The following is a 21,302-nucleotide window of genomic DNA, read 5'->3' as shown; positions in this document are numbered from 1 at the left end:
TAAAAGGAAAAACCCCGCCTCGGTCCAGCCGAGGCGGGGTTTCTCGTTTCGAAGGCCCTGGGACTTATTCGGCGTTGTCCTTCGGCCCTTCGTTGTAGGAGCGCGGGCGGTGCTTCGGATCGACGCCGCCGTGTTTCTCGCCGTTGTCGAGCGTGTCGATCGCGAGGTACGCGAGCCAGGTCCCGGGGTGCTCCTCCGCGAGCGCGCGCAGGGCGTCCTCGTGCTCCTTCAGCTTCTTCACGTCGTAAAGGCACTGAAGCCCGAGCGCGAGGAGCCCGATCTCGTTCGCGCCCTTGCCAAAGCCGATCTCGTAATGGGGCCACGCCTCGTCCGGTCGGCCCATGCGGCAAAGCGTGTCGCCGGTATACACGTGCGCCATGGCCCAGTCGGGCGCGAGCTCGAGCGCCTTCCGGCTCTCGGCGAGGCGCGTCTCCATGTCCTGGCGCGCGCCCTTCATGACGGAAAAATTGAGGTGCGCCTTCGCCGACATCGGCACCGCGTCCTTCGTCGCCTCCCAGAACGTGAGGTCCGAGCGGTAATCCATGGCGTGTGTGTAGGCCTTGACGCACTGGAACACGAAAAACGCCACGAACACGGCCGGGACCACGAAGCGGAGGCGCGGGCGCTTCGACAGGCGCTCGTGCACCGCCGCGAAGGCGACCGCGAGCACGAGCGAGGTGCCGATGACCGGGAAATACCAGAATCGCTCGGCCCGCACGGTCGGCAGGACGACCGGGATGTTCGAGTGCGGGAAATAACTCCCGACGAGCCAGACGAGGCCCACCGCCACGAGCGCGAGCCCCGCGCGCCCGAGCGGACGCGGGGCCTCGGGCGCGTCGGGCGGGACCACGCCGCGCGTGCCCTCGGCGAAGAGGCCGAGCGAGATCGCGAAGATGGGCACGGCCAGGATGGCCCAGGAAAACCCGCGCAAGGTGAGCGAGATCCCGCGCGGCCGAAGGACGAAGACTTCGATGGCCACGAGCGCGGGCGCGAGCGCAAAGAGGACAGCCGCGACGACGGCGAGCCGAGGGCGGCCCGGCGCCGTGGGTCCGGCGAGCCCGAGCCGCACGATCTCCTTGCGCGCCGCGCGCTCCCGGACGACGCCGACGATCCACGCGACGATCCCCGCGAGGGGCGGCCCGATCAAGAAGAGGCCGCCGAGCACGCTCTCGGGGAACACCAGGCGATCGGGCGCGGGCTCCTGCGGGAACGAGTAATCACCGCTCAGGGTGCGCGGAAAAACGACCTGCACGAGGCCACGAAAGTAGACGCGGAGGGCGCCGGCGACGCGGTGCGGGAGATCAACCTCGGCGAGCGGGTTGTTCAGCGGGTCGCGCGGGAGCGGCGCCTGGTGGAACCAGAGGAGGAAGGCGCGCGCGGCTCGCGAGAGCTGCGAGGCCCCCTCGGGCAAGGGTTCGAGCAGCTCCGCCGGCGTCGGCGAAGGGAACCAGCGTTTGCGCAGCTCGACGTACAGGACAAACGCGAAGACGGAGGCGACGAGCGCGGCCGTGGTGCGGAGGATCCGCGCGGGGCGCTCGGGGTGCAGGTGCGGCGCGAAGACGAGCGCGGCGAAGGGGACGAGCGGGACGCAGACGACCGCGCTCTCCTTGCTGAAGAGGCCAAACAGGAGGGCGAAAAAGACGCCCGCGGGCATGAGCCAGCCCGGGAGCGCGAGCGCGAGCACGGCGAGGAGGGCGCCCATGCCGCCGAAGACGTCGGCGATGCCGACGATGCCGCTCACGGCCTCGGTGAGAATGGCGGCGGAGACGAAGATCGCGCCGGCGAGATAGGCCGTGCCCCGCCTGCGCGTGATCCGGAAGGTCACGAGCGAGAGGAGCGCGCCGTTCACGGCGTGGAAGAGGACGTTGTAGAAATGGTGAAAGAAGGGCTGCTTGGAGATGGCCCAGAGCGCGCGCCACAGGAAATTGGGGACCGGGCGATACGAGCCGACGCTGCGATCGGGCGGCAAGCCCCAGAAATCGCGGAAGATGGCGTCGATGTAGCGCAAGCCCCCGGTCGCGTTGACGTACGGGTTCGCGAGGAGCGCTTCCTGCTCGTCGAAGATGTAGTTCGTCGTGGGCGCCCGGGTATAGAGCACCATGCAGAGCAGGATGAAAGGCGCGAGGACCCAGAAAAACCCGGGGTCGTACCCGAGGACGTATTCGCGGCACCACGCGTAGGCGGCGCGAAAATAGTTTGTCCTGGGTGCAGGCGCGGGCACGGGCGCCGCGGGCACGGGCGCCGCGGGCGCGGACGGGAGCGCTTCGGGCGCGGGCCGCGGGCTCTCGGGAGCTCCTCCCCCCGGGGAGGTATGGGGATCGCCGGCGTTCACGCTAGGGGTCGGAGATCGGCCAGATGTCGCCCCAGAGCGAGGCGCCCCCGTCGATCGGGATCACCGCGCCCGTGATGAAATCGTTGCGCTCGCTGGCGAGGAACACGACCACACGCGCGACCTCGTCCACGCCGCCGAGGCGCTTCAAGGGCGTCGCCTTGCGCGCGACCTCGAGCATCCCGTCGCCATATTGCGCCGTGCCGCTCGAACGAATCGTGCCCGGCGCGACCGCATTGACCCGGATTCCATGCGAGGACCACTCGACCGCGAGCGTGCGCGTGAGGTTCTCGACGCCCGCGCGCGCGGCGCCGGTGTGCGCCATGCCCGGGAACCCGCGGACGACCATCGCCGTGACGTTGACGATGCGGCCGCGCTTTTGCGGGATCATGGCCACGTTCGCGACCTCGCGGGTCATGTAGAACGTGCCGTTCAGGTTGTTGCGGACGACGGCCTCGAAGCCACGCGGCGAGATCTGCTCGGCGGGGCTCGGGAACTGGCCGCCCGCGTTGTTCACGAGGATGTCGACGCGGCCGAAGCGCTCCATCGCGGCGCGGACGAACGCCTCGATCTGCGCAGGCTCACGGATGTCACAAGGCAAGCCGAGGAGGCGGCTCTCGGCGAGGCCCGCCTCGCGCAACGTGCCGAGCGCGGCCTCGATCTTCTCGGGTTTTCGCCCGCAGATCACGATGCTCGCGCCGAGCCGGCCGAGCTCCCGCGCCACGGAGAGCCCGATGCCGCTGCCACCGCCGGTGACGATGGCCACCTGCCCCTCGAAGAGGCCAGGCGCAAAAAAGGGTCGCACGTCTTCGTTCTCGTTCACGAAGGGGGCGTGTACAACGGGCCGGGCCGGCTGTCACGGGGGCGACGGCGTGACGGAACCGATGACGATTGCTTTCGTCAGGGCGGGGGTCTGTGCCAAGGTGCGCGCGTGCCGTGGGTACGAGCGCTCCTGCGCGGGCAAAAGGTGTATGCGAAGGCCGACGAGGCAGGCCGCCTGGTCTCGGACGGCGGTCGTGTGGAGATCCGGTACAAGCCGAACGACGGGCGGAAGTACGGAGCACGCGAGGACAACCTGAAGGTGGTCCCGGGCGAGCTCTTGCCGGACGACGCGTGTGGGGAGGCCGAAGCCGTCGAGAAAAAAGAAGGCGAGGCCAAGGGCGCGACGAAGTCCGCGGGGACGAGCCGGGCCAAGGCGACGACGTCCGAGGAGCGCAAAGCCGCCGCGAAGGCCGCGCATGACGCGGCGCCGCCACCTGCGGAGGGGCAGGTCGTCGCCTACGCGGACGGCGCTTGCACCGGCAATCCGGGGCCGGCGGGGCTCGGGGTGCTGGTGGAAGATGGAGATCGGCGGATCGAGATCAGCGAGTATCTCGGCAACGGAACGAACAACATCGCGGAGCTGACGGCGATCTTGCGGGCCGTGGAAGCCGTCGCGGACACGGGGAAATCCCTGCTCGTCCGCACGGACAGCCAGTACGCGATCGGCGTGCTCCAGAAGGGCTGGAAGGCGAAGGCCAACACGGACCTCGTGGCCGAGGTCAAAGATGCCCTGAAGCGCAGCAAAACGCGGCTCGAGTACGTCCCTGGACATTCGGGCGTCCGCGGGAACGAACGCGCGGACACGCTGGCCCGGGAAGCCGTGCGATCGCGGCGGACGACCCGGCAAGCGAGCCCGAAGAGCGAGTAGAGTACACGCATGGTGGTGGCGAGGCAGAAGCCCGTGGTGTTGTGCCTGCTCGACGGGCTCGGGGAGCGCGACGCGCGCGAGGGAAACGCGGTCCGGCTGGCGAAGACCGAGGCGCTCACGCGGCTCGGCGAGCAGTTCGGAAAGACGCGCCTGCGGGCGAGCGGCGAGGCCGTGGGGCTCGGCGCGGGCAAGGTCGGCGCGGGCGCGCTCGGGTACGAGGCGATCGGGACGGGCCGGACGCCGCGCCCTGGCCGCACGCGCATCGATGAGGCGATCGCCGCGAAGAAGCTCTGGTCGAACAAGGTCATCGAGCGGGCGATGTGGATCGCCCACGACCGGAACTGCCGCCTGCACCTGTTCGCGCCGATCTCGGCGGACGGCGCGCACGGGACGCTGGAGCATCTGCGCATGATGGTGCGGGTGTGCGAGGCGCACGACGTGAAGGTCGTGGTGCACGCGTTCCTGGAGGAGAAGGCTGCGGCGCCGCGGAGCGCGTGGAAGCTGCTCGAGCCGCTCGCCTTCGAGCTCGAAGACAAAGGCGTGATCGGGACGATCTCCGGGCAGTCGTACGCGATGGATCGGAGCGGCCGCTGGGACCGCACGGAGAAGGCCTACGCGGCGATCGTACGCGGCGAGGCGAAGACGAAGGAGACGCCGTACGAGGCGCTGCAGGCGGCGTATCAGGCGAAGCTGACGGACGGGAACGTCGAGCCCACGCGGATCGGCGAGTACGAGGGCATGGTCGGGTCGTTCATGGCCGACTTCGCCTCGGGGCAAAGCGCTGGCTGGTCGTGGTTCGGCGAGGAGGCGGGGCTTTTCCTCACGCACCGCGCGGATCGCGTGGAGCAGCTCGCGGCGATGATGGTTCGTCGCGGCATCCCCCCCGAGGTCGAGGCGTACCTGACGGACCGGAAGAAGCCCGTGTACGCGTTCGACGAGTTTGGCCTGCTCTCGCTCGTGGGGCTCGAACCGGCGCTCGAAGTGATGAGCGCGTTCCCGGACGAGCCCCCGGAGGGCACGCTCGGCGACGTGCTCGCGGCGGCCGGGTTGACGCAGCTCCGGATCGCGGAGCCGGACCGCGCGAGGCACGTCGCGCAAGGGTTCGACGGGGGTCGCAGGACCCGCAAGGACGGCGAGGAGATCCGCGTCGTCGAGGCGGAGAACATCGCAGAGGCGGCGATGCGCGCGATCCGCGAAGGGAGCCACGACGTGGTGATCGTGAGCCTCGCGGCGACGGATCACGCGGCGCACCGGGGTGATCTCGCGGCGGCGATCGCGGCGGTCGAGGCCGTGGACGCGGCGGTCGCGCAGATCGCCGCGGCGACGGAGGAGAAGGGCGGCGCGCTGTTCGTCGTGGGGACACACGGCGGCTGCGAGGAGATGCTCGACGCGGAGGGCAAGCCGCGCGGCGGTCACACGACGAACGTGGTGCCGTACGTCTCGACGCACCCGCGCGGAAAACTCGCAGAGGATCAGAGCCTCGCGGACGTGGCGAAGGTGGTGCTCGAGGTGCTCGGGATCGAGGCGCCGAGCGGGATGACGGGTGGCCGCTCGCCGCGTTAGGGGCTGGTGTTGCAGGCGCAGATAGGGCCGTACCGGGTCCGGGAGAAGCTGTCCGAAGGGGCGATCGCCACGCTCTACCGCGCCGAGCACGAGCGGCTCGGGCGCGTGGCGATCGTCAAGGCGCTGAAGGGGACGCTCGCGGAAGGGTCGCCGCTCGGGTCGGCGCTCGGGCGCGAGGCGCGGATCCTCGCGAAGATGGGGCACGCGTCCGTGGTGCGTTGCCTCGACGTGTCGCCGGGGTCGGGCGCGACGTGGGTGGCGCTCGAAGACGTGCCGGGGCCGCGGCTCGCGGCCGTGCTCGCGCGGACGAAGCGGCTGCCGCACGAGGTGGCGACGGCGATCGCGCTCGGCGTCGCGTCGGGGCTCGGGCACGCGCATACGCGAGGGATCGTGCATCGGGACGTGCGGCCGGAGGGGATCACGCTCGCGCCGGACGGGCGGAGCGTGCTCGTGGATTTCGGGGCGGCGATGGATCTGTCGGCGCCCGCCGCGCCTTCGCCGTTCGACGGGAGCGAACGGCTGTCCGGGCCGGAGTACGCGGCGCCGGAGCAGATCGTGGGGGAGCCGGCGAGCCCGCGATCGGACGTGTTTTCTCTGGGGGTCGTGCTCTACGAGATGCTCGCCGGGGCGCGGCCGTGGGACGAAGGCGCGGAGGGGCGCGACGAGCTCGCGCGGCGGGTGCGGAGCCAGGAGCCGAAGCCGCTCGATCGGCACGGGATCGTGCTGCCGCGAGGGCTCTCACGGATCGTGATGCGCTGCCTGGCGAAGCGGCCGGAGGATCGGTTCGAGGACGGAGACGCGCTGGCCGAGGCGCTCGCCGAGGCGCTCGACGAGGCGACGCGGGATGCGTCGCGGAAGCTCGTGACGCGGGCGCTCGCGCTCTCGTTTTTGGGCGAGGAGATCGGCGAGGAGAAGGGGCGGAGGCAGCCGAAGAAGGGGCCGCCGCCCTTGCCGCTCGGGCCGCTCGTGCAGCGGCTCGTGGGGTTGTTCGGGCTCGTCGTGGTGGGCGCGGTCGTGGTGGAGGGGTTCGTCCGCGAGGAGGACGTGACGGCTGAGCCGGCGAGCGAGGCGGACGCGTCGGAGCGGGGGTACGTGAAGGTGCTCGCGCGGCCGTGGGCCGAGGTGCTCGTCGACGGGCGGTACGTGGACGTGACGCCGATCGGGCGTCCGATCCCGGTCGTGTCGGGCCGGCATTACGTGACGTTCAAGCACCCGAACGCGCCGGACGAGAAGCGGGAGATCCGGGTCATTGCGGGACAAACCGTCCTCTTGGACGTGACGATGCGGATCGAGCGCCGCGCCGCGCCCGTGGGAGCGGACGCGGGGACGGACGCGGGAAATTCTCCCTAACGCGTCTTTCGGACGATCGCTTCGAGCGCGAGCAGGGGGCGCTCTTGTTTCAGGCTGAGCTCGCCGAGGCACGCGGAGGTGCCGCGGTCGAGGGAGCGGCAGGCGTCCGGGCGCATGGGATAGATGGAGCAGACGAAGCGGCGCGTCGCCGGGTCGGGGACGAGCGCGGCGCAATGGCCGTCCTCGATGCGCATGTAGCAGCGATTGCCGATGAACTCGGTGAGCGCGCGGGCGCCGTCATCCATGCGGTCGTGATCGACGCCGAAGACGCGGACGTACTCGGGGAGGTCGGAGAAGCAGCAGGTGCCGCAGAGCAGGCAATCGGAGGGGACGTCGGGGAGGCGGGGGGCAGGCATGGGGGAAATCGTTCAGGGCTGGCAGGTGCCGGCTTTGCAGGAAAGGCCGGCGGAGCAGTCGTCAGGGAAGAGGCAGCCCTGCCCCTGCGTGCACCTCTTGGGGTTTGCCACGTCATCTGCGCAACTGCCACCGCAATCCAGGTCGGTCTCGTTGCCGTTCTTGAAGGTGTCGTTGCAGGATGGTGGCTGGCAGGTTTTGGGGCTGCCTCCGCACGATCCTTCGCCTTCGCAGTCGGCCCGCTGGTTGCACTTCAGGCCGGCCGCGCAGGGCACGCATGGACCGCCACAATCGACGTCCGTCTCACCGTTGGCCGCATCGAGGCTGCCGTTCGCACAATGCAGCGGAACACATCGACCATCGGGGGTGCACTTGCCCCCGGGACAATGAGCGTCCAACGTACATTCATCGCATTCAAATTGGTCGGTACAAAGGCCGGCCTTGCCCCATTTCGTGGGACATTGCTTGCCAGACTCAGGCACCGGCGTTTCCCACGCATTACAAGCATTCTTGTAGCAGAGGTTCCCCCATTCATACACGTCGTCAGGGTCGTCGGCCTGTGTGATGACGCCCGACGCGTCGCACTCCCGCTGCTTGCAGTCGCCATAGACCTGCGCGCCGACGGCCGTACCCGGCAGGTTCTCCGTCGTCCATTTGCACGTCCCCTCGTCGCACGAGCCGCCGATGCGGCATTCGGGGGTGTCCGGGCACTGGTCGGCCGTCGTGCACTGCGGCGGCATCCCGCCCGTGCCGCCCGTGCCGCCCGTCCCGCCCGCGCCGCCCATCCCGCCCGTGCCGTCCGTCTGAAGCTCCGGCGCACATGCCGCCACGAAAAGAGAAATCGAAAGCCCAAGAAACCCAAAGACATGCCGAACCATCACCGCCTCCGGGGCGGGATCCTAGGCGATGTCCTTCGGGGTCGGAAGAAAAACGCCGGCGCGTGACGAAAAATCACGCGCCGGCGCAAGGAGCGCCGCTCAGGGGCAGGCGTTCGGACAGGGGCCGCCGCAATCGATGCCGGACTCCTCGCCGTTCTGCAGGGCGTCCGTGCAGCTCGGCGCGGCGCAGAAGACGTCGACGCAGACGCCGCTCTGGCAGTCCGTCGGGAGCAGGCAGCTATCGTCCGTGGGGCACGGCGGGCATTCGCCGCCGCCGCAATCGAAGCCGCTCTCGTTCCCGTTCTTCACCGCGTCCATGCAGCTCGGCACGGCGCACATGCCGCCCGTGCAGACGCCGCTCTTGCATTGCGAGCCGTTCGTGCACGTCTTGCCGTCGTCGCAGGGCAGGCAGTTGCCGCCGCAATCGATGTCGCCCTCGCCCGGGTTCTTGACGCCGTTGGCGCAGTTGATGCCGACGCAGGCGCCCTCCATGCACATCTGGTTGCCGCTGAAGCAGCCCTGCACGCCCTCGATGCATTGCACGCACTGGCCCATGTCGTTGCAAATGCCCGCCGCGGAGCAGAGGAAGCCCTGCGCCTGGACGTTGTGCAAGGCGACGCCGTCCACGCAGACGTCGTCGGTGCACTCGTTGCCGTCGTTGTAGACGTCGTCGTCCTTGAAGACGGGCGCAGGCTGGGCGCTGCCGTCGCATTGCACCTCGGTGCAATCGCCGTAGACCTGCGAAGGCAGCGGCGTGCCCGCCGGCTGCAGGGCCTTGCGGACACACTTGCCCGCCTCGCACGCCGGCTCGCCGCAATAGTTCGCCTCGCCCTGCATCGTGCAGTCCGCCGCCTTCGTGCACTCGGGGGGCACGCCACCGCCGTCGCCGCCCATGCCGCCCGTGCCGCCCGTGCCGCCCGTGCCGCCCGTGCCGGCCGTCCCGCCGCTCGACGAGCTCGACGTCGTGGTGTTGGAGCTGGGGTCGTCCCCGCAGCCGACCGCGGACGCCGCAATCGTCGCGCCGAGGATACAAGCGATCATCCAAGCTCGTTCGATTCTCATGGCAAAGCATTCCTCCCGGGCCGCGTCGCCCGCGGCTCTCTCGACGCCGAAGCGCGAGCCCCCCCGGCGCGCGCCTTCGGAAAAGAAAGCGCGCCCCCGCGGGCGGAGGCCGCCTGCGGGGGCGTGAGGGCTCGGGCCTTCGTTACGTCCGTGACAGGTGTACGCCTGCACGATAGCGCAAGAGGCCGGCGCGCGGGGTGGAGATTCGCGCGCGGCTCAGGGCTCGATGCATGTCGTCGCGCAGGTCCCGCCGCAGTCGACGCCGGCCTCGCTGCCGTTCTGGGTCGCGTCGGTGCAGGCGGGCGCCGCACACTTCGCGGCCTGGCAGACGCCGGAGGCGCAGTCCTCGGGGACGTGGCACGCGGCCCCGACGACGGTGTTCTTCGGGCACATCGGGCCGCCGAAGTCGGGGAAGGTCTCGGTGCCGTTCAAGGCGCCGTCGTTGCACGTGGGCGCAACACACGTCTTCGTGGCGGCGTCGCAGACGGCTTCGAGGCAGTCGAGCGGCCCGTTGCACGCCTTGCCCTCGTCACATGGCGCGCAGGCGCTGCCCCCGCAGTCGATGTCGGTCTCGCTCCCGTTCTTCGAGCCATCCTTGCACGTCCCCGGCACGCACTTGTTGATGGCGATGTCGAGCGTCTCGGAGTCCTTGTAGTTCTTCGACGCGACGCAGGAGGTGCCGTTCTGGCATTCGTTGGCAGGGCCGTTGACGTTGCAGCGCACGCACTGGGCGGCGTCGTTGCACTTGCCGTTCATGCCACAGGCGAAGCCCGCATCCTGGTTGATGTGGAGCATCTCCCCGTTCATGCACGTGTCGAGCGTGCAGGGGTTGCCGTCGTCGAACCGGTCGTTCGTGTCGTCGACCTGCATGACGCCGCCGTTCGCGTCGCACACGGCGCGCTTGCAGTCGCCGTACGTCTGGCTCTCGAGGACCGTGCCCTCCTGCAGGAGGACCAGCATTCCACAAGCGCCCCCGTCGCAGATGCGGACGCCACACGGGGAGTCGACGCCGGGGCACTCGCTGCGCTTGCAGGTGTCGCCGCTGCCGCCGCCCGTGCTCGAGCCGCCGCCGTTGCCGCCGTTGCCGCCGCCGCCCTCGCCGGCCTCACCGCCGGTGCCGCCCGTGCCGCCCGTGCCGCCCGTGCCGCCCGTGCCGGTCGGGTTCCCCGGGTTCGGGTCGGTCCCGCAAGCCACCGCAAAAGAAGAGAGCCCCGCAATCACGAGGGGCCAAATCCAAGCTCGTCCGATTCGCATGCTCGAAGCTCCTCCACGCCAGATTTGGCGTTTTTGATTCCTTCACTCGGCCACGAGAGGCCCCACCCCGTCCTCGCGGACCCCGGGGGCCTTCCCGAAAGTCAGACCATCAGGGCGTGCATTTGCCGGCCTTGCACGACAACCCCGCCGCGCAGTCGTTCGGAACGAGGCACCCCTGATCGACGGAGCACCTCTTCGGGTTTGCTACGTCCTCCGCGCAGCTCCCGCCGCAGTCCGTGTCGGTCTCGTTGCCGTTCGGGAAGGAGTCATTGCAAAGGGGCGCTACGCAGACTTTCGGGTTCCCGGAGCAATTTCCTTCCATTTCACAATCCGACCGCTGGTTGCATTTCAGGTTCATGCCGAGTGCGCAGGGGGCGCAGGTGTTGCCTCCGCAATCGACGTCCGTCTCGCCGTTGGCCGCATCGAGGATGCCGTTCCCGCAAAGCAGCGGAACGCATTGGCCATTGGAGGCGCACTTGGCCCCGGGACAATGCGCATCCAACGTGCACTCTCTGCATTGGAACTGATCGGTACAAAGACCGGCCTTGCCCCATGCCGTCTCGCATGCTTTACCAGGATCAGCCTTCGGCGAATTCCATGCATTGCAATCATCCACGTAGCAGGGGCTCTTCCAGTCGTACTTGTCGTCAGGGTCGTCGGCCTGCGTGATGACGCCCGCCGCATTGCACTCCCGCCGCTTGCAGTCGCCATAGATCTGCGCGCCGACGGGCGTGCCGGGCAGGTTCTGCGTCGTCCAACTGCACGCCCCCTCATCGCACGAGCCGCCGATGCGGCATTCGGGGGTGTCCGGGCACTGGTCGACCGTCGTGCACTGCGGCTGCATCCCGCCCGTGCCGCCCGTGCCGTCCGTCCCGCCGTCCTTCCCGCCCGACCCACCGTCAGGCGAACTATCGAAGAAGTAAGTGTCGAACTCCACGCACCCCATCGGCACGGAGAGGGCAGACGCGAGAGCGAGCGGAACGACCAAGAGCCAAGACATTCGGTTCATCGAAGGCTTCTCCCTGCCCCGCCCGGCGCCCGCAGGCTCGCCCGGGTAGTTCGTCGGGACACGTCACCGATGATGCTAGCGAATCGTGCCCGGCAACGCGAGCCTCCGGCGAACTTCCAGCCGGGATCCGGCGCGGAGGCGGCGCGGCCCACGAGGGCACCGGGTTTCACCGCGTCGCGGCGCCCACGCGCGGACGGGCCGGATTGACGCGGAGAAATCGCCCAGGTAGCCCTTCCAGAGCCGCCCCCCGCCGGGCGGCGAGAAGCGAACCGCGTGGCCGAATCCGTCCTCCGTCCCGCCGCAGAGGTGCTCTTTCGCGACGAGCTCGACGCCCTCGCCGCCGCCGACACACACCCGAAGCCGCGTGGCTTCCGGCTCTCGCCGCGCATGATCCGGACGTTCATCCTGGGCTCGGGCGAGGCGAAGCTCCCCAGGCCCGGCGGCGCAGGCGAGATCGCCGTCACCCAAAAATTCTTCGGGGACGACGCGCTGGTCGAGCGCGCGATCGTGACCCTGGCCTCGCCGCGCGCGCTCCTGCTCGTCGGCGAGCCGGGCACGGCGAAGTCGATGCTCTCGGAGCTGCTCGCCGCGGCCGCGACCGGGACGAGCCTGCTCACGGTCCAAGGCAGCGCCGCCACGACCGAGGATCAGATCAAGTACACCTGGAACTACGCGCTGCTCCTGGCGAAGGGCCCGGTGCGGGAGGCGCTCGTGCCCTCGCCGCTCTTCGCCGCGATGCGCGAGGGCCGGATCGCGCGCTTCGAGGAGCTGACGCGTTGCCCCGTGGAGGTGCAGGACAGCCTCGTGGGCATCCTGTCCGACAAGGTGCTCCGCGTGCCCGAGCTCGAAGGCGAGGACGGGATCCTCTTCGCGCGCGCAGGCTTCAACCTGATCGCGACGGCGAACGCGCGCGACCGCGGCGTGAACGAGATGAGCGCGGCGCTCCGGCGCAGGTTCAACTTCGAGTCGGTGCGGCCGATCCGCGATCCACGCGTGGAGATGGCGCTCGTCGAGCGCGAGGTGCAAACGCAGCTCGCGGCGGCCGGGGCGAGCGTGCCCGTGCCGCAGGACGCCGTGGAGCTCGTGGTGACGACGTTCCAGGAGCTCCGCGCAGGGCGGAGCCGCGAGGGCGTGCACCTCGACAGGCCCGAGGCGCCCCTGTCGACGGCCGAGGCGATCGCGACCCTCCACGCCGCCGCGCTGCACGCGCACTACTACGGCACGGGGAGGCTCGGCGCCGAGGAGGTGGCCTCGCACCTCGCCGGCGCGGCGACCCTGGACGCGGCCGAGGACACGGCGAAGCTCGAACGGTACGTCGAGACGGTCGTGCGGGATCGGGCGGCGCGGCACGGCGGCCCCTGGGGCGCGCTCCTCGAAGCGTGGCGCAAGATCGGCCGCGAGCGATGACCCTCGGAGACCTCGGAGCGCCGAAGGAGACGCGCGCCGAGGTCGCGAAGCGGCTCGGGTTGTCGACCTCGCTCGCCTTTTTTCCCGTGCGCCACCAGAGCCCGACGTGCGCGGCGAAGCTCGAAGCGTTCCTGCCGCGCTTCGCGCCCGACGTGATCCTCGTCGAGCTGCCCGCGCCGTTCGAGGAGCAGCTCGAAGCGCTGCTCGATCCGGAGAGCCGCGCGCCCTTCGCGCTCTGCGCGATGACCGAAGGCAAGAGCCCGCGCTTCGTCGCGCGGCGCGACGAGATCCGCGCCGCCGAGGCGCCGCGATCCCGGGCGTATTACCCGTTCTGCGACTACTCGCCCGAGCTCGTGGCGCTGCGCTACGCGAAGGCGAGCGGCGCCGAGGTGCGCTTCATCGATCGGCTCTCGCCGCTGCCCGAGGAGGAGACGGACGCGGGCGAGGACGATCTCCCCTCGGCGGAGCGAGCGCTCGGCGAGCGGCTCGGGCAAGACGCGGGCGCGTGGTTCGGGCGGAGCCGGTTCACGGCGGCGCTCTGCGTGCGGGCAGGCGCGCGCGACTTCGACGAGCTGTGGGAGGCGCTCTTCGAGCAGGGAGGCTGGGACGAGACCCCCGAGGGCTGGGCGCTCGCGGTGGGCGCGTACGCGCTCGCGACGCGGCGGACGTTCGGGCAGGAGGAGCTCGAAGCGGACGGGACGCTCTTTCGCGAGCGGTTCATGGCGGCGAAGATCGCGGAGGCGGCGGCGCAACGAGGCAAGCGCGTGCTCGTGGTGGCGGGGGCGCTGCACGTGGTCGCGCTCGGCAGCGCGCGCGAGACGCTGGCCGAGCTGCGGCCGGCGCCGAGGGAAGACGTGGACGCGGAGGTGCGGCTCGTGCCGTACACGTTCCCGCGGCTCGACGCGCTGCTCGGCTACGCGCCGGGGATGAGCGGGCCGGCGTTCTACCAGCACGTGTGGGAAGCGCGGGCGGAGGCGGATCCCTTCGCGCAGGCGGCGGAGCGCGTGCTGCTCGAGACGATCCGGCGGGCGCGGGCCGAGGGCGACGCGCTCGGCCCGGCCGACGCGATCGCGGCGCTCGCGTTCGCGCGGGAGCTCGCGTCGCTGCGGGGACGGCCGAAGATCGGGCGGGCCGAGGTGATCGAGGCCGCGACGAGTTGCTTCGTGAAAGGCGAGCTGCGGGTCTCGGGGCGGCGGGTGATCGCGGCGCTCGGCGAGGCGCTGCGCGGCAGCCGGATGGGCAAGCTCGGGCCGAAAGCAGGTCCGAGCCCGCTCACGCGGGACTTCCGGGAGACGGCCGAGGCGCTCGGGCTCTTGCCCTCGGCAGGGCCGCCGCGCGGGATCGAGCTCTCGCTCGCGACGTCGAGGAAGGCGCGGCGGTGCTCGTGGTTCTTGCATCGCACGGCGTGGCTCGGGCTCGGCTTCGCGACGCAGGTCGGCGCAGGCGACGCGGAGGGGTTTGGGGCGAAGGGCGCCGAAGGCGACCCAAAGCCCCAAGCGTTTACCACGCTCGAGGCGACGACGGAGCGCTGGACCGTGGCCTACGCGCCGGAGGTGGACGCGCGGCTCCTGGAGCTCGCGGCGGAGGGGGCGAGCGTGGAGGAGGCGGCCGCGCGGCAGCTCGCGCGCGCGGCGCGGGAAGGCGAAGGCCGCGCGGGGGCGATCGCGGCGTGCGTGGGTCGAGGCGTGCGGATGGGCCTCGAAGCGATCTGCCAGCGGCTCGCGCCGGCGCTGAAGGCGGCGATCCACGCAGACGAGGATCCACGCTCGCTCCTCGAAGCGGCGCGGAGGCTCCGGCGGGTGCGGGCGCAACGCGCGCGGCTCGGCCTCCCCAAAGCGGCGTGGCTCGACGCGCTCGGGCGCGCAGCGTACGAGGCGGGGGCGCGCGGGCTCGGGCGGCTCGCGCAGACGTCGGGGGCGCGGGCCTCGGAGGTGCCGGCGCTGCTCATGGATCTCGGGGGCGCGACGCTCGCGGACGACGGGATGGGCCCCGCGCGCGAGCTCGTGCTGGCGAAGGCGCGCGCTGCGCGGGAGATCGCGCGGGCGACGTCGCCGCTCGTGCTGGGGGCGCTCGACGGGCTGCTCGTGAGCCTCGGCGCGGGGCACGGCGCGGAGCTCGGCGCGCATTTCGAGGCGGCGCGGGGGCGGCCCGAGGCGAAGGGCGCGTACCTCGAAGGCCTGCTCGCGCTCTCGCCGCGCGCGTTGCTCGACGAGCCATCGCTGCTCGAAGCGCTCATCGCGCACGTGTCTTCGGGCAGCTTCGAGGGCTTCCTCGCGTCGCTCCCGTCCCTGCGCCGCGCCCTCACGCGGCTCGGCCCTCGGGAACTCGAAGAGATCTCTTCCCGCGCCGCGAAGCTGCTCGGCCTCGGCGCCGCGGAGGCGCGGATCGTCTCGCCCTTGCCGCCCGAAGAAGTGGCGCGGCTCTCGGCGTGGGAGCTTCGCTGGCTCGAAGCCGAGGCGGCGTGGGCAGGTTCGGTCCCGGAGCCGAATCGCTGACGCGGCGCCTCGCGCGCGGATTCGATGCGGGCCGAGGTGACGGCGCGGCTCGCGCGGCGAGTGAGGAGCCGCGCGCCCTCAGGCCTTCCGGCCCCGCTCGACGCGCTCCTATCGCTTTGCTACCCCTCTCTACGATGAGCGCGCTCAAGGTCGGAGATCACGCGCCGGAGATCGACGCACAGACGAGCGCCGGCACCCGGTTCGTCCTCTCCAAACAAGAGGGGCTATGCACCGTCGTGTACTTCTTCCCGAAGGCCTTCACGCCCGTCTGCACGGGCGAGACCACAGCCTTCCGGGACAACTACAACGAGCTCTTGCTGGCCGGCGCAAACCTCGTCGGCGTGAGCACGGACGACACCAACACGCAGTGCAAATTCGCCGGCGACCTCCACGTGCCCTTCCCGCTCATCGGAGACGCAGACAAGCAGATCGCCCGCGCCTACGACGTGCTCTGGCCGGTCGTGGGGGTGGCGCAGCGATACACGTTCGTCGTGAGCCCGACGATGGTCATCGAGGCCGTCTTCCACCACGAACTCAGCGCGCAGAAGCACCGGGACGACGTGCTGCGCTTCGTCCACGCAAAGTTCGAAGCGCATCGCGTCTAGCCCCAAAGCCATGGGTCTCCTTCGGGAGGCGCGGAGCTGGGGCGTCGCCCCAGGCCCCACCAGGGGTTGTCCACCCCTGGACCCGGACCAGCGAGGCGCTGGACCCGGGGTCGATGAACTGCGCGATGCGCAGTTCATCGAACGGCCGCAAGCAAGACAGGCGATGACGACGCCCACCAAGGCGGCAGGGCTGCAGGTTCAAGCGGCCACGTATGTGCCATTGGCTTGGAACACAGCTCGACAGGCGGTGTCGGAGCTCGTCCTCGTGTGTTTCGGCGCCGTGACGCGTCACGTCGCCACGCGAGACCTTCGGGCACGAAGCCGAACAAGGTGCGTCGGCGCGACAGGGCGAGCGTCTCGCCGCCGGACACGGAGCGAGGCGTGGTCCCGGTGGAAGGTCGAGCGTGAAGGCACGGTCCGGCGGCGCCCGAGGGGCCTTGTCGAGCGGCCGAACACGCACCGTCAGACGCCTCCGGGCCTTGTCGCGGGGGACGACCGGCGAGGAGCCAGGCCAACGCCAGGGGGGCGCACCACGGACCTCAGGCCCTCGCCAAGCGGAGGCATCCATCACGCCGCCGAACACGCGCCGTCGACAGCCGAGGGCACATGTTCGGCTGGAGCATGGATCTCCTCGTGGGCCGTCGCAGCGAGTCACGGCCCCGGACGCCGTGGAGGCTGTTCGCCCCTCGCCTGGAACCACGCACGAGCGAGACCCTGGGGCGGAAGAACGGCGCTGTGTACGGTTCTTCCACGGGGCCGGCGGCAAGACCCTGGAGGTGTTTTGCGAGCGGGCCACGGGCGCGTGGCTCCGAGGGGGCGTGCGCGCGGGCTAGACCGTTCCGGTCTTCTTGCGCTCGCGCTTCTCGCGCTTGGCGACAACCGCGGCGGCGCGCTTGGCCATGATCTCGGGCGTAGGCGCACGGCCGGGCAGCGGGGGCTGATCGTCGTGGTGCTCTTCGATCGCACCAGGCTCGTAGCCGAGCTCGAAGATCGCGACCTCGCGTTGACCTCGATCGCCGAGGCGAATCGGCATGACGGACGCGCCAATGCCCGCGCCGACGTACACCGCGCCGCGGTGCGCGCCGCCGCTCCTGCGGCTGCCGTAGAGGCCGTGCACGTAGCGGTGCCCCGCGAGCTTGCCGATCGAGAGCTCGTGCAAGCGCGCGAGCGTGACCTGGCCCGCGTGGGTGTGGCCGGACAGGACGAGCGGGACGTCGCCCAAGGCCCAGAGCCCGTCGGCCTCCTCGGCGATGTGGGACATGGCGATCGTCGGCAGATCCCGGCGCAGGCCCTTCAAGGCCTCGTCCCTGCGCGCATGGCCGGTGTACGCGTCGTCCAGGCCGACGACCTGGAGCATCTGGTGGCGCAAGCCGATGAGGGTGTGGCGATTGTCGAGGACCTCGACGCCGCCGCGCCGCAGGGCCCCTCGCACCTCGTCCGCGCCGGACCAGTAGTCGTGGTTGCCGAGCACCGCCATCACGGGCGCCTCGAAGCGCCGCACGAGGGCCTCCAGGCGGTCGAGGTACTGCTGGCTGTGGCACACGAAATCGCCCGTGAGCAGGATGAGGTCGGGCTTCTCCGCGTTGGTCAGCTCGACGGCTGCGAGCTGCACGGCCCACGGGGTCACGCGGCCGACGTGGAGGTCGGTCAGGTGCGCGATGCGCAGGTGGGAGAGGTGTTCGGTGTAGTGCGCGGGGCCCGCGAAGCGCCGGACCTGGATGCGCGTCTTGGCGCGGGCGACGGCCGCAGGCGGGACGACGGTCTCATCCCCGGGCAGGTGGCCGCGGTACTGCTCGAGGAGCAAGCCTTCGGAGGGAGGGGTGCTCGGCACGAGGGATCAGTATAAGGCGCGCGAGCACACAAGCTATTGCTTTTGCCCGGGATTCGCCGCTCGCTCGCGCGAGGATCCCGAGGCCTCCAGGCCTTTCGTGGTGTCCACTTTACCCACGGGGGGCCGTCGTTTAGCGTCCCGAGGCTGCGGATGGCGGAGCGGGAATGGCGCGGTGCCCTCCGGAGGGCGAGGGCGTTCGCGGAGAAGCCGTGGCTCCGCGTGTTCCTCGTCGGGATTTTGCTCCTCGCGGCCTCGTTTTTGCTTCGGCCCGGCGTCGAAACGCCGAGGACGACGACGTGGGAGGATCTGCTCCTCCCGCTCGCACCGGGCGTGGTCATCGCGCGGGGGTATCACCTGTCTCCGCCGCGGCGGGGCGAGGAGCAGGACGTCATCTTCACGGCGCGGCGCGAGGCCGGGCCGGAAGGACCTGCGGGGCGGATCGAGCTGCACGTCGTGGAGCGGGGGCAATGGCCCGGCGTGCGCGAGACGAAGAGCTTCGGCGTGGCCTACGAGACGCCGCGATCCACGGCGCCGACCGAGGACCAGGAAGCCGTGACGCAGGCGCTCCGCGACGCACTCGACCGGAACGACACGGGGCTCGGCCCGCCCACGTCGATCCCACTCGCGGCCGAGCCAGAGCTGCCGCTCCTGGGGCGCGTGCTCGGGCGGCTCGTGGGGTTCCGCAGGATCGTGGTGCCGGCGCTGCTCGCGCTCGGGATGGCGCTGCTCGGATCCCTGCCGCGTGGCGATGCGCTCGTCGCAGGTTCGCTCCTGGGTCTCGGGCTCGTGCTGCGGGCGCTGCACCTCGAGATGCCGTTCGTGCACGACCAGGACGTGCAACGTGTCTTCACGGGATCCCTGCCGCTCGGCGAGATCCTGACGGGCAAGGGGCTCGAAGATCGGCACCCGCCGCTCTGGTTCGTCGTGCTGCACGTCGCGAGAACGTTCGGGGACTCCGAGGCGGTCATGCGCGCGCCGGCGGCGATCGCGGGGGCGCTCGTCGCGCCGGCGATCGTGTGGGGCGCGCGGCTCGTGCGCGGGCGCGCAGGGCCGCTCGGGGCGATCGCGGCGCTCCTCGTGGCCGTGAGCCCCGGTTTCGTCGTGCACGCGCGGGAGGTGAGCGAGATCCCGCTGTTCGGGCTGCTCGTCGTGGTGACGTGCGCGCTCGCGGCGCGGCTCGCGGAGAAGCCTTCGCGGGCGGCGCGGATCGGGCTCGCGGCGTCGACGGCGCTCCTCGCGTGGACGTATTACCTCGCGCCGCTGGTGATCGTGGGCGTGCTCCTCGGGCTCGTCGCGGCACGCAAGCCGCTGCGGAGCGTGGCCCTGCCGATCGGCGTGGGGGCCGCGCTCGGCGCGCCGGCGCTCGTCCTGCTCGGCGTGACGGTCGTGCGCGATCACGGCGCGCGTGAGGTGGCCGAGCGATTCCCGGACCTCGCGTGGGGCAGCCACGCGCCGATCCCGATGCTGCTCGGTCTGCTCGGCGAGACGGTGTCGTGCGTGGGTCCCGGGGTGCCGTTCCTCGTGGGATGCGCCGCGATGCTCGGGCTCCGGACGCGGCGAAACGTGGGGCCCGTGGTGGCCGTGGGCGCGGCGCTCGTGACCGCGCTCGGCATCACGCTCGCCGCGAAGGTGGCGCGCGTGCAGACCTATTACTTCGTCGCCGTGGCCCCGGCGCTCGCGTTCGCGCTCGCGGTCGCGCGGCACCGGTGCGTCCCGGCGTGGGCCTGGTCGCTGCTCGGCGGCGCGTCGCTGTCGGTGCTGTTTTCCATGGGCGCCCCTCGCGCGCACCGCCCCTACGTGCCCGACGCGGACGCGTTCATGCCTCGCTTCGCCGCGGTCGCCGCGAGCCGGCCGGAGCGACGTATCGTCACGGTCGCGCATTACGACGCGACCCTGCTCGTGTACTACCTCCAGCGCGCGGCGAACGCGCCCGTTGCGTGGCCACGGACCGAGGTGTCGGGCGAGTTCGTCCTGGAGCAAGCAGGCCGCCGGATCCTGCCGCTCGTGCAGGTGCATCGGATGGACGAGGCCACGAAGGAAGCAGCGCGGGACCACCTGCTCGCGGCGATCGACGAAGGTCCGACGCTCGTGATCGAGCGGGACGCGTTCGTGCTCGCGCAGGTGCACGGCGTGATCGCGCGGTGCGAGGTGCTGAGCGAGGCGCCGTCGGCGCGGCTCGTCTCTTGCGGGGGAGGAGCGCGATAACGGGCGAGCGGGAGCGGGAGCGGGAGCGGGAGCGGGAGCGGGAGCGGGAGCGGGAGCGGGAGCGGGAGCGGGGGCGGGAGCGGGAGCGGGAGCGGGAGCGGGGGCGGGGGCGGGGGCGGGGGCGGGGGCGGGAGCGCATGTGCGGGCGAAAGTCAAGCGCACATGCAAGGAGGGACGGGGACGCAGGGGATCCTGCTCGGGGTCGGCAAGCGTACCGTCGTGCTCGGCCTCTTCAAGGCCATGCCGTGCTCGCCGTGCTCGCGCTTCGCGCTCCGCGCGGCTCCGCGCGGTGCTGCGCAGCCTTGAAGAGGCCTGCGCGCGACGGTGTGGGACGGGGGTCCCGGCGAAAGGGTCGTCGGGCGGAGGGTTTCATGGTGCTGAGGATTTACGAGGTCGTCCTGGTCATGGCGGGGGACGCGGCTGGCATTGCGGAGCAGATCGAACGGAGGGATTCGGATCTCGCTCGGCAACTGCGCAGGGCCATGCAGAGCGTCGCGCTCAATACGGCGGAAGGGGCCGGGAACACGGCGGGGCATAAACGGCAACGTTATCAGACGGCCCTGGGGTCGGCCCGAGAGGTGCTGGCCTGCATCCACGTCGCCCAGGCCATGAGGTACATCGGCACCGTCGATGCACGGGTGCTCGATCGAATCGACCACGTCATCGCCACGCTGGGACGCCTCGTCTACCGCCGCGCATCGTGATTCGAGGGCGGGCCGTCCCCCCAGGGCGGCCCGCCCGTTCGGCGTGGATCAGCAGGCCCATTGCGAGCGCCATCGCCGCATTCTGCATGGATCGCGGGTTCTCCCGCGACGAACCAATCCACGCCTTTCGTGATTGCCTTTCCCCCCACTTCATGAGACAAAAGCAAGCGACGCCAGCCGGTGCTGGTAACACCGACCGGCGTCTGACCTGCAAACCCCAAGCGAAGTGGAGTTCACAAGCTGTGAGCAACGTAGACGTCTGCCCTGCATCCGCCAAGAAACCTACAAGCGTTCCCTCCCCGGAGGCGCTCTTCGCGCGGTTTTACCGCGAGTACCGCCCCTTCGTTCGTTCCGTCCTCCTCAAGCATGGCCGCGTGGAGCCGCGCGAGGTGGACGATCTCGTGCAGGAGGTCTTTCTCGTTGCCTGGCAACGGCGGGACGGCCTCGTGGGGGGCGAGCAAGCGCGGTCTTGGCTCTTCACGGTCGCGCTTTATCGCGCGGCGAACCATCGCAAGCTTGCGCGCAATCGCTGGGAAGCGCTCACGGGCGAGCTCCCCGAACCTCTG

At 70.9% G+C, this 21,302-nt stretch carries 18 protein-coding genes; 10 read left to right on the top strand and 8 right to left on the bottom strand.

Annotated features, from left to right (window positions below; all coding sequences use genetic code 11):
* Positions 1 to 64 precede the first annotated feature (64 nt).
* Both E8A74_RS28960 and E8A74_RS28955 read right to left on the bottom strand, forming a co-directional pair.
* A complete protein-coding gene (locus E8A74_RS28960) occupies positions 65 to 2,332 on the bottom strand; it encodes a tetratricopeptide repeat protein (protein WP_232379789.1) in 2,268 nt (755 codons plus the stop codon).
* Position 2,333: 1 nt separating this feature from the next.
* Positions 2,334 to 3,134, bottom strand: a complete 801-nt coding sequence (locus E8A74_RS28955) for an SDR family oxidoreductase (protein ID WP_136932328.1) — start codon at positions 3,132 to 3,134, stop codon at positions 2,334 to 2,336.
* Between the two features lie 126 nt (positions 3,135 to 3,260).
* On the opposite strand from E8A74_RS28955, the gene E8A74_RS28950 reads away from it, so the two are divergent.
* The 3 genes from E8A74_RS28950 to E8A74_RS28940 are packed head-to-tail and all read left to right on the top strand — an operon-like array spanning position 3,261 to position 6,932.
* Positions 3,261 to 4,019 carry a ribonuclease HI gene (locus tag E8A74_RS28950; RefSeq protein ID WP_136932327.1) on the top strand — a complete coding sequence of 253 codons (759 nt, stop codon included), beginning with the start codon at positions 3,261 to 3,263 and terminating at the stop codon, positions 4,017 to 4,019.
* 9 nt (positions 4,020 to 4,028) lie between these two features.
* Positions 4,029 to 5,582, top strand: a complete 1,554-nt coding sequence (locus E8A74_RS28945; protein ID WP_136932326.1) for an alkaline phosphatase family protein — start codon at positions 4,029 to 4,031, stop codon at positions 5,580 to 5,582.
* Positions 5,583 to 5,591: 9 nt separating this feature from the next.
* Positions 5,592 to 6,932 (top strand): serine/threonine-protein kinase, encoded by a 1,341-nt coding sequence (locus E8A74_RS28940; protein ID WP_170229458.1) that lies wholly within the window; start codon positions 5,592 to 5,594, stop codon positions 6,930 to 6,932.
* Here E8A74_RS28940 and E8A74_RS28935 read toward each other — a convergent pair.
* The 5 genes from E8A74_RS28935 to E8A74_RS28910 form a co-directional block, all read right to left on the bottom strand.
* Positions 6,929 to 7,288, bottom strand: coding sequence for a YkgJ family cysteine cluster protein (locus tag E8A74_RS28935; RefSeq protein ID WP_136932324.1), 360 nt, complete (start codon positions 7,286 to 7,288; stop codon positions 6,929 to 6,931). The genes E8A74_RS28940 and E8A74_RS28935 overlap by 4 nt on opposite strands.
* A 12-nt stretch (positions 7,289 to 7,300) precedes the next feature.
* A complete protein-coding gene (locus tag E8A74_RS28930) occupies positions 7,301 to 8,116 on the bottom strand; it encodes a hypothetical protein (protein ID WP_136932323.1) in 816 nt (271 codons plus the stop codon).
* Positions 8,117 to 8,263: 147 nt separating this feature from the next.
* Positions 8,264 to 9,226, bottom strand: a complete 963-nt coding sequence (locus tag E8A74_RS28925) for a hypothetical protein (RefSeq protein ID WP_136932322.1) — start codon at positions 9,224 to 9,226, stop codon at positions 8,264 to 8,266.
* Between the two features lie 216 nt (positions 9,227 to 9,442).
* A complete protein-coding gene (locus tag E8A74_RS28920; RefSeq protein ID WP_170229457.1) occupies positions 9,443 to 10,480 on the bottom strand; it encodes a hypothetical protein in 1,038 nt (345 codons plus the stop codon).
* 109 nt (positions 10,481 to 10,589) lie between these two features.
* Positions 10,590 to 11,489 carry a hypothetical protein gene (locus E8A74_RS28910; protein ID WP_136932319.1) on the bottom strand — a complete coding sequence of 300 codons (900 nt, stop codon included), beginning with the start codon at positions 11,487 to 11,489 and terminating at the stop codon, positions 10,590 to 10,592.
* A 273-nt stretch (positions 11,490 to 11,762) separates the two neighbouring features.
* Between E8A74_RS28910 and E8A74_RS28905 the strand changes: the two genes are divergently transcribed.
* From E8A74_RS28905 to E8A74_RS28895, 3 genes are all read left to right on the top strand, one after another.
* The gene (locus E8A74_RS28905; protein WP_136932318.1) at positions 11,763 to 12,896 is read left to right on the top strand and encodes an ATP-binding protein; all 1,134 of its coding nucleotides are present in this window, start codon (positions 11,763 to 11,765) and stop codon (positions 12,894 to 12,896) included.
* Positions 12,893 to 15,391 carry a DUF5682 family protein gene (locus E8A74_RS28900; protein WP_136932317.1) on the top strand — a complete coding sequence of 833 codons (2,499 nt, stop codon included), beginning with the start codon at positions 12,893 to 12,895 and terminating at the stop codon, positions 15,389 to 15,391. Before E8A74_RS28905 ends, E8A74_RS28900 begins: the two co-directional genes overlap by 4 nt.
* 134 nt (positions 15,392 to 15,525) lie before the next feature.
* Positions 15,526 to 15,996, top strand: coding sequence for a peroxiredoxin (locus E8A74_RS28895; RefSeq protein ID WP_136932316.1), 471 nt, complete (start codon positions 15,526 to 15,528; stop codon positions 15,994 to 15,996).
* 829 nt (positions 15,997 to 16,825) lie between these two features.
* On the opposite strand, the gene E8A74_RS28890 is transcribed toward E8A74_RS28895, so the two are convergent.
* Entirely contained in the window at positions 16,826 to 17,827 is a 1,002-nt protein-coding gene (locus tag E8A74_RS28890) for a metallophosphoesterase (RefSeq protein ID WP_232379788.1), read from the bottom strand.
* 150 nt (positions 17,828 to 17,977) lie between these two features.
* Between E8A74_RS28890 and E8A74_RS28885 the strand changes: the two genes are divergently transcribed.
* The 4 genes from E8A74_RS28885 to E8A74_RS28875 all read left to right on the top strand — a co-directional run.
* Positions 17,978 to 20,032 (top strand): glycosyltransferase family 39 protein, encoded by a 2,055-nt coding sequence (locus E8A74_RS28885; RefSeq protein ID WP_136932315.1) that lies wholly within the window; start codon positions 17,978 to 17,980, stop codon positions 20,030 to 20,032.
* 162 nt (positions 20,033 to 20,194) lie between these two features.
* Positions 20,195 to 20,338, top strand: a complete 144-nt coding sequence (locus E8A74_RS52825; RefSeq protein WP_170229456.1) for a hypothetical protein — start codon at positions 20,195 to 20,197, stop codon at positions 20,336 to 20,338.
* A 65-nt stretch (positions 20,339 to 20,403) separates the two neighbouring features.
* On the top strand, positions 20,404 to 20,736 hold the full coding sequence (locus E8A74_RS28880) for a four helix bundle protein (protein WP_136932314.1): 333 nt from the start codon (positions 20,404 to 20,406) through the stop codon (positions 20,734 to 20,736).
* A gap of 242 nt (positions 20,737 to 20,978) precedes the next feature.
* On the top strand, positions 20,979 to 21,302 hold a 324-nt coding region (locus E8A74_RS28875), incomplete at its 3' end, for an RNA polymerase sigma factor (protein ID WP_170229455.1).

This window comes from Polyangium fumosum (assembly GCF_005144585.1).
Classification (GTDB): domain Bacteria; phylum Myxococcota_A; class Polyangia; order Polyangiales; family Polyangiaceae; genus Polyangium; species Polyangium fumosum.
This window is presented reverse-complemented; position numbering and strand designations above follow the sequence as displayed.